This is a genomic window from Comamonas sp., assembly GCF_036643215.1.
Taxonomy (GTDB): Bacteria; Pseudomonadota; Gammaproteobacteria; order Burkholderiales; family Burkholderiaceae_C; genus Comamonas.
Genome location: NZ_JAVXSJ010000063.1, coordinates 1 through 6,793 on the forward strand (window position 1 = coordinate 1; position 6,793 = coordinate 6,793).

At 60.5% G+C, this 6,793-nt stretch carries 10 protein-coding genes; 5 read left to right on the top strand and 5 right to left on the bottom strand.

The window, feature by feature from the left end:
- Both RSF91_RS19305 and RSF91_RS19310 read right to left on the bottom strand, forming a co-directional pair.
- A partial coding sequence (locus RSF91_RS19305; protein WP_332569928.1) for a YheT family hydrolase occupies positions 1-808 on the bottom strand: 808 nt, incomplete at its 3' end.
- A complete protein-coding gene (locus tag RSF91_RS19310) occupies positions 805-1,560 on the bottom strand; it encodes a hypothetical protein (RefSeq protein WP_332569929.1) in 756 nt (251 codons plus the stop codon). The genes RSF91_RS19305 and RSF91_RS19310, both read right to left, overlap by 4 nt.
- Positions 1,561-1,674: 114 nt before the next feature.
- On the opposite strand from RSF91_RS19310, the gene RSF91_RS19315 reads away from it, so the two are divergent.
- Genes RSF91_RS19315 through RSF91_RS19330 form a run of 4 tightly spaced genes read left to right on the top strand, consistent with a single transcriptional unit; the run spans position 1,675 to position 4,636 of the window.
- Positions 1,675-2,292, top strand: a complete 618-nt coding sequence (locus RSF91_RS19315) for a LemA family protein (RefSeq protein WP_332569930.1) — start codon at positions 1,675-1,677, stop codon at positions 2,290-2,292.
- Positions 2,293-2,317: 25 nt separating this feature from the next.
- Positions 2,318-3,178 (top strand): TPM domain-containing protein, encoded by an 861-nt coding sequence (locus RSF91_RS19320; protein ID WP_442878899.1) that lies wholly within the window; start codon positions 2,318-2,320, stop codon positions 3,176-3,178.
- Positions 3,178-4,092: a TPM domain-containing protein gene (locus tag RSF91_RS19325; protein WP_332569932.1), complete on the top strand. Its 915-nt coding sequence runs from the start codon at positions 3,178-3,180 to the stop codon at positions 4,090-4,092. The genes RSF91_RS19320 and RSF91_RS19325 overlap by 1 nt, the downstream gene beginning before the upstream one ends.
- 1 nt (position 4,093) lies before the next feature.
- Positions 4,094-4,636, top strand: coding sequence for a TPM domain-containing protein (locus RSF91_RS19330; protein ID WP_332569933.1), 543 nt, complete (start codon positions 4,094-4,096; stop codon positions 4,634-4,636).
- A gap of 68 nt (positions 4,637-4,704) precedes the next feature.
- Here RSF91_RS19330 and RSF91_RS19335 read toward each other — a convergent pair whose 3' ends face one another.
- Positions 4,705-5,379 (bottom strand): cold shock and DUF1294 domain-containing protein, encoded by a 675-nt coding sequence (locus RSF91_RS19335; RefSeq protein ID WP_332569934.1) that lies wholly within the window; start codon positions 5,377-5,379, stop codon positions 4,705-4,707.
- 138 nt (positions 5,380-5,517) lie between these two features.
- Between RSF91_RS19335 and RSF91_RS19340 the strand changes: the two genes are divergently transcribed.
- A complete protein-coding gene (locus RSF91_RS19340; protein WP_332569935.1) occupies positions 5,518-5,787 on the top strand; it encodes a hypothetical protein in 270 nt (89 codons plus the stop codon).
- Positions 5,788-5,944: 157 nt separating this feature from the next.
- Here RSF91_RS19340 and RSF91_RS19345 read toward each other — a convergent pair whose 3' ends face one another.
- A complete protein-coding gene (locus RSF91_RS19345; protein WP_332569936.1) occupies positions 5,945-6,361 on the bottom strand; it encodes a F0F1 ATP synthase subunit epsilon in 417 nt (138 codons plus the stop codon).
- Positions 6,362-6,515: 154 nt separating this feature from the next.
- Positions 6,516-6,793 (bottom strand): ATP synthase beta subunit C-terminal domain-containing protein (locus RSF91_RS19350; RefSeq protein ID WP_442878900.1); only part of this gene is annotated, 278 nt, incomplete at its 5' end.

The following is a 6,793-nucleotide window of genomic DNA, read 5'->3' on the forward strand; positions in this document are numbered from 1 at the left end:
GCGCATTGAGCAGCAGCAGCGGCACAGCCACCTGTTTGAGCAAGGGCTTGGCCGATGCCCGAATCCAGTAATCATCTGCGTTTTCGAAGCCGTGTACCGGTGCGGTAAACACATCATCAAACTCATGCAGCGTGCGGGCTCGCAGCAGCGCAGCTTTGTCAAACACCCCCGGCGACTGCTGCCATTTACCCAGCGCCTTGGGCACCAGCGTGCGCAGGAACATGGGCGTGTAAATCCAGCGGTTCAGCCCCCGCCCCAGACTGACGCCGCCCGCGACTAAATCGAGCGGTGCGCACACCACCGCAGCCCCTTGGATAAGCTGCGCCGCCGCCTGCTGCTGCACCCCAACCCAGCACGCCAGTGCATTGCCGCCCAGCGATATGCCCATGGCCAGCAAATCGCCGCCAGCGCCTTGCTGCAGCCGCCGCAAAATCCAGTCCACCTCGTCCACATCACCCGAGTGATAAGCGCGCAGCAGGCGGTTAGGCTCGCCGCTACAACCGCGAAAATGCGGCACCGCCAGGCGCCAGCCGCGCTGCGCACAGGCCAGCGCTGTTGCCTTGGCATAGTGACTGGACGACGAACCTTCCAGCCCATGAAACAGTACCAGCGTGGGCGCATTCGCAGCCACCGCATGGCTTGAGAAATCGACATCAATAAAGTCACCATCTGGCGTATCCCAGCGCTCGCGCAGCCACGGCTGGGGCTGTGCGCCCTGGGCCTGATAGCGGGCACAGAGCGATGCCCAGATGGTCTGCACATGGCCGCCGGGCTGCCACCAAGGGGCGCGAAATTGTTCAAAGCTCATGCCTGCCCCAGCCAGTCCTGCAGCTCTGCCTGCAAGCCATTCTTTTGTGCCGCACGCCAGACCCGCTCTGGCGGCGCGACGTGAATGCCCGGCGGGGCCTTGAGCAGCGCGGCCTCCACCAGTTTCGCCACATGCATGGCGCGCACGGGCCGCTCTGTCTGCGGCAGCATATAGCTGAGGGACGAGAGCATGGTGCTCGCCATGCGCTGCAAAAAATGCCCTGCGCTGACCTTTTGCCGCTCTCTGGCAGATCGCACAAAGATCAGCCGCTCAAACCCCAGCGTGGCAACGCCCTGCTCATCCAGATTGGAGAGCCCCTGCTTCAGTGCCTGCGGCAAACTGCCGGTATCGTGCGGCAGCACCACGGCCAGAGTGCGCACGCCGCAGTCATGCATCCACTGCGCCACGGCCTGCAGTTGCGCGGGCTGCGGTGTCCACAAAGCACTCTCACGCTGATAAAGCAGGCGCGCTGGCTCAAACATGATGAGACCCACATCAGCGGGCTGCACCGGCCACTGCGGCACATCGTCACACTCCTGCGTCAGCAACTCCATTCCGCGCAGGCTCTGCACATAAGGCCTGCGCGCCAGCACCTGAACCAGCGCGTAGTTCTGCGCGCCCACCACGCGGTTGAGCACTTCATTGCCCAGCAGCCCGGTAGCGCCTGCCAGCAACATGCGCGGCTTGGCCGCCGCTTTCTGGCCGGGACGCTGCGCGCCGCGCAGGGCATCAAAGGGGGAAAGAATGGACATGCTTGCAATGCTAGCGCCACGCGGCATCGGACAGAAGCACAGGTCTTGGGCGCACGTGCCAATCCCAAGCCCTTGTGCTATGGTTTCCGCATTTATTTCGTGACTGGAAACCCCATGAAACGCTGGCTCCTGATCATTGCGACTGCTGCCTCCATGCTCTCCCTCACGGGCTGCGGCTATAACGACTTTCAGCGTCTGGACGAAAAATCCAAGGCCGCATGGAGCGAGGTGCTGAACCAGTACCAGCGTCGCTCGGACCTGATCCCGAACATCGTGGCCACCGTCAAGGGCGAGGCCAACTTCGAGCAGGAGACGCTGACCAAGGTGATCGAAGCACGCGCCAAAGCCACATCCATTCAGGCCACGCCCGAGCTGATCAACAACCCTGAAGCCTTCAACAAGTTCCAGCAGGCACAGGGCGAACTCTCTGGCGCACTGTCGCGCCTGATGGTGGTGGCTGAAAAATATCCAGACCTCAAGGCCAATCAAGCCTTCCGCGACCTGCGCCTGACGCTGGAAGGCACAGAAAACCGCATCACCGTGGCCCGCAACGAGTACATAGGCACCGTGCAGGCCTACAACATACTGGCGCGCAGCTTCCCGACCAACATCACGGCCAAGGTGTTCGGCTACGCCGTCAAGCCCACCTTTACGGTACAGAACGAGGCCCAAATTTCTCAGCCACCGGCTGTGGATTTCTCTAAGCCTGCTGCTCCGGCCACCGCCAAGTAAGCCAGACGCGCTTTACAAGGTTTACATGCAAAACAAGGCTCCAGCCCTTATCCATCAAGCGCTTGCAGCTCTTGTTTTGGCATGGCTTACGCTTTTTGCAGCACTGCCCGCACTGGCCCAGACAACGACCGGCGGCGCAGGAACGCAGCTCCAACCCGTGCCTGAACTCTCAGGCCGGGTCATCGACCAGACCGGCACCCTCAGCAGCAGTGATGTGCAGGCGCTGAGCGAAAAGCTCAAAACACTGGAAGACGACACCGGTGCACAAGTCGCCATCCTCATGGTCGGCAGCACTGCGCCCGAAGACATTGCCGCCTATTCCTGGCGCGTGGCCAGCGACTGGAAACTGGGGCGCCAAGACATTGGTGACGGCAGCCTCATCGTCGTGGCAAAGGATGAGCGCCGCATACGCATCGAAGTGGCACGCAAGCTCGAAGGAGCGATTCCAGACATCATGGCCGGGCGCATCATCGACGAAACGATGCAGCCACACTTTCAGGCCAACGACTATGCAGGGGGTCTGGATCAAGCCATAGACCAGTTGTCGCTGTTGATTCATGGCGAAAAGCTACCCGAGCCAAGCGCACGCTCCATTCCGACGGACAACCTCACCATAGTTGCCCTCTTCTGGCTGCTGGGTGCGCCACTGACCCGCTGGCTGCTGGGGCGCATCAAAGCATCTTTGCTCATGGGTGCGCTCAGCTGCATCATGGTGCTGGTGATTGAGCGCAGCTTGCATTTTGCGCTGGGCGCTGGCGTGATTGGCTTTCTCATCACCTTGCTGGGCTTATTCAGATTGTCAGGCTTCGGCGGCAAGCGTGGCGGTGGGTTCAAATCCGGGGGTGGCGGCCGCTTTGGCGGCGGCGGCGCATCAGGAGGTTGGTAATGACGTTGAGCTCTCCTGCAAACCCACTGCGCAGCATGCTTGTTGCCATGCTGCTCTGGCTGAGCGCTGTCGCCACATGGGCCCAGACTCCTGCCTTGCAGCCAATCCCTCCCCTCAAAGCCAGGGTGACAGACCAGACAGCGACTTTAAGCGCGCAGCAACTCGCGGCACTGGAAGCCCAGCTCAAAACACTGGAAGACGGAACCGGTGCGCAGGTGGCAGTGCTGATGGTGGCAACCACCGCGCCTGAAGATATTGCGGCCTACACCTGGCGTGTAGCCAGCAGCTGGAAGCTGGGGCGCAAAGACATTGGCGACGGCAGCCTCATCGTCGTCGCTAAGGACGACAGGCGCATGCGCATCGAGGTAGCGCGCAAGCTGGAAGGAGCGATTCCCGATATTCAGGCGGGTCGCATCATCGACGGTGCCATGAAGCCACGCTTTCGCGTCGATGACTATGCGGGCGGGCTCTCTGCCGCCATCGATCAGATGAGCCTGCTGATTCGCGGTGAAAAGCTGCCAGCCCCGGCAAAGCAGCAAAGCCAGAGCAGCTCTTGGTCACAAAACCTGGACTTTCTGCTGCCCCTGCTGTTTTTCGGCTTTCCCCTCGGCATTGCCATTGCCCGCGCGCTCTTTGGCCGAGTGCTGGGCTCACTGATTGTGGGCGGCATCGCCGGTGCGGCGGCCTATTTCATCACCACCAACATGCTAATTGCGGGTGTGGCCGCCTTCATAGGACTGTTGTTTACGCTGTTGTCCAACCTCTCGCGAATGAGCAGTGGCCCTTACATCAGCTCTGGCGGCGGAGGCGGCTGGGGTAGCGGTGGGGGTGGCGGTGGTTTCAGTTCTGGCGGCGGCTTTAGCTCCGGTGGTGGTGGCAGCTTTGGTGGCGGCGGCGCCTCGGGAGATTGGTGAGATGAGCAATATTTTCTATCGCCTTGCACGGCTGGTGCGCCATCGCTGGGCCGAGCAGCATTTGCGCAAGTCCCTGCCCGCTTCCACCCTGCGCGAGCTGGAGCTGCTGATTGCCAAAAGCGAGCTGAGCCACAGCGGCCAGGTACGCATTTGCGTTGAAGCGGGCCTGCCCTGGAGCTATATATGGCGCGATGCCACGGCCCGCCAGCGGGCACTGTCGCAATTTGCCAAGCTGCATGTCTGGGATACCGAGCACAACAACGGTGCCCTCATCTATCTGCTGCTGGCCGACCACGCCATCGAAATCGTGGCCGACCGCGCGCTGGACCGCACCATGAGTGCCGAGCAATGGCAGACCCTGATCAGCGATATGCAATCGGCCTTCAAGGGCGGACATTTCCATGTGGGGCTGGTCACGGCGCTGGAGCGGGTCAGCCGCCAGTTGCAGACACACTTTCCGCGCAAATCCAGCCATATCGCTGACTCACGCAATCTGCCAGATGCGCCGGTCATCGAGCGCCACCTGCCGCACCGGGATCGCTGAGGCCCGTCAAGATTCAAATTTCATAGCTGCCAGCGCTTATTTATCAAGCGCTAGAGGCTAAAAACTGTTCAACCCAGCACATTGCGCCCATAAGGCGAACACAGCCACAGCACGGCCGCCACATTGATCAGCACCATGAGCCAGAACTCCTGCTGAAAACGGGTCTTGCTGCTTTTATGGCGCAGCCACTGCTGGGCCAGCAAAGCGCCCGGCCAGCCACCCGCCAGCGCCATGGTTTGCAGCGTTTTCTCTGGCGTGCGCCACTGGCCCTTCTGGGCAGACCATTTGTCCTGCCAGTAGGCCATAAAGGTCATCACGCTCAAACCCGCATACACCAGCCAGATGAAGCGCGGCACACTCCAGATGACGGCAGCGGTCAGCATCAAGATCAACCACAACAGCAGCACGCCGTAGCTGAAACGACTGGAGGCGTGCCAGCCCTGAGGCGCTCTGGCTTCTGAACGAGATGCGGGGCGACTGCTGCGCTGCGCGCCCTTGGGTGCAGCGGCAGCCGGGCTGGTAGCGCGCCACGCCACCTTGAGCGCACGTTTTTTGCCTTGCTCCATGCCCACGGCAAACTCCAAGCGCAGGCCAGGCTTGGGCCGCTGCTCGGCCGAAGGACGCGGCACAAAAGCGCTGATATGTACAAACAGGCGCTCGCCACCGCCATCGGCCTCAATCCAGCCAAAGCCCCGGTCATCGTTCCATTGGCTCAAAGTGCCGCCATAGCGCATGTCTCTCATGTCTTTCCTTTGTTGTTTTTGCCGTACTGAATTCAGCGCCATCGTCAGAAGGCTGGCTTGACCTGCACAGAATCAAATCAAGAAACCCTGTGCCTGTGTTAGTTTCAGGGCAGTCGTCTCTTTAAGAAAGCACATCGCATGAAGAAATCTTTGTTCTCTCTGGCCATCGTCGGCGCCGCCTTTGCGCTCAGCGCCTGCTCGACCATCAGCCCCAAGGGCGCGGAGGCACCGGCCGCATATGACTACGCTTTGAGCTGCAAGCTCAAGGAAGATGACCCGAAGAAGTGCGAAGCCCAGGTACGCGCCCTGTGCGATGACCCCAGCAAAGCCGTAGTGCGCAAGTCACGTCATGTGGATCCCGTGGACAACTCCGTGGTCTACGGCTATCAGGCTGCCTGCAACGGCTAATTCACATATCTACTGCCTGAATTTTTGATATTTTCGAGCTCTAGAGCGCATACATCAAGCGCCAGGTGCTTCAATATCAAGAGCAAACAAGCATGAAAAAAGCCACCGCATGCGGTGGCTTTTTTGTGCCGATGCTCTATGCCCGAAGGCACGCTCATCAACGCTTCTGGCGGAACTTGCGCAGAGCGGCCACTTGGGCTGCCAGCACGGCCAGTTCGGACTGAGCCTTGGCCAGGTCCAGTTCGCTCTTGGCGTTCTTCAGAGCTTCTTCTGCCGAGGCCTTGGCCGCGTTGGCCTTTTCCTCGTCCAGATCCTTGCCGCGAATAGCGGTGTCGGACAGCACGGTCACGCAGTTGGGTTGCACTTCCAAAATGCCACCGGCCACGAAGACAAATTCTTCGCTACCATCAGGCATTTCGATGCGCACCGAACCCGGCTTGATGCGGGTGATCAGCGGTGTGTGGCGGGGATAAATGCCCAACTCGCCCGCTTCACCGGGCAAGGCGACAAAGCGCGCTTCACCGGAGAAGATGGACTCTTCGGCACTGACCACATCAACGTGGATGGTGTTCATCTTTGCTCCTAGAAAAGGTTAAGGGCTGATTCCTAAAACTCACCGGCCAGCTCACTCAGGGACACTGAGCAAGGACCGCCCCGCAGCGAAGGTGTCGTCCCCCTCCTGAAAGAGAGGGGGAAGCGACGCAGTCGCTCAGGGGGGTGTGAGCCAGTTAGGCTGCCAGCTTCTTGGCCTTCTCGAAGGCTTCGTCGATGGTACCAACCATGTAGAAAGCCTGTTCGGGCAGGTGGTCGGCTTCGCCAGCCACAATCATCTTGAAACCACGGATGGTTTCAGCCAGCGACACGTACTTACCGGGGGCGCCAGTAAACACTTCAGCCACGTGGAAAGGCTGCGACAGGAAACGCTGAATCTTACGAGCGCGGGACACGACCAGCTTGTCTTCAGGAGCCAGCTCGTCCATACCCAGAATCGCGATGATGTCGCGCA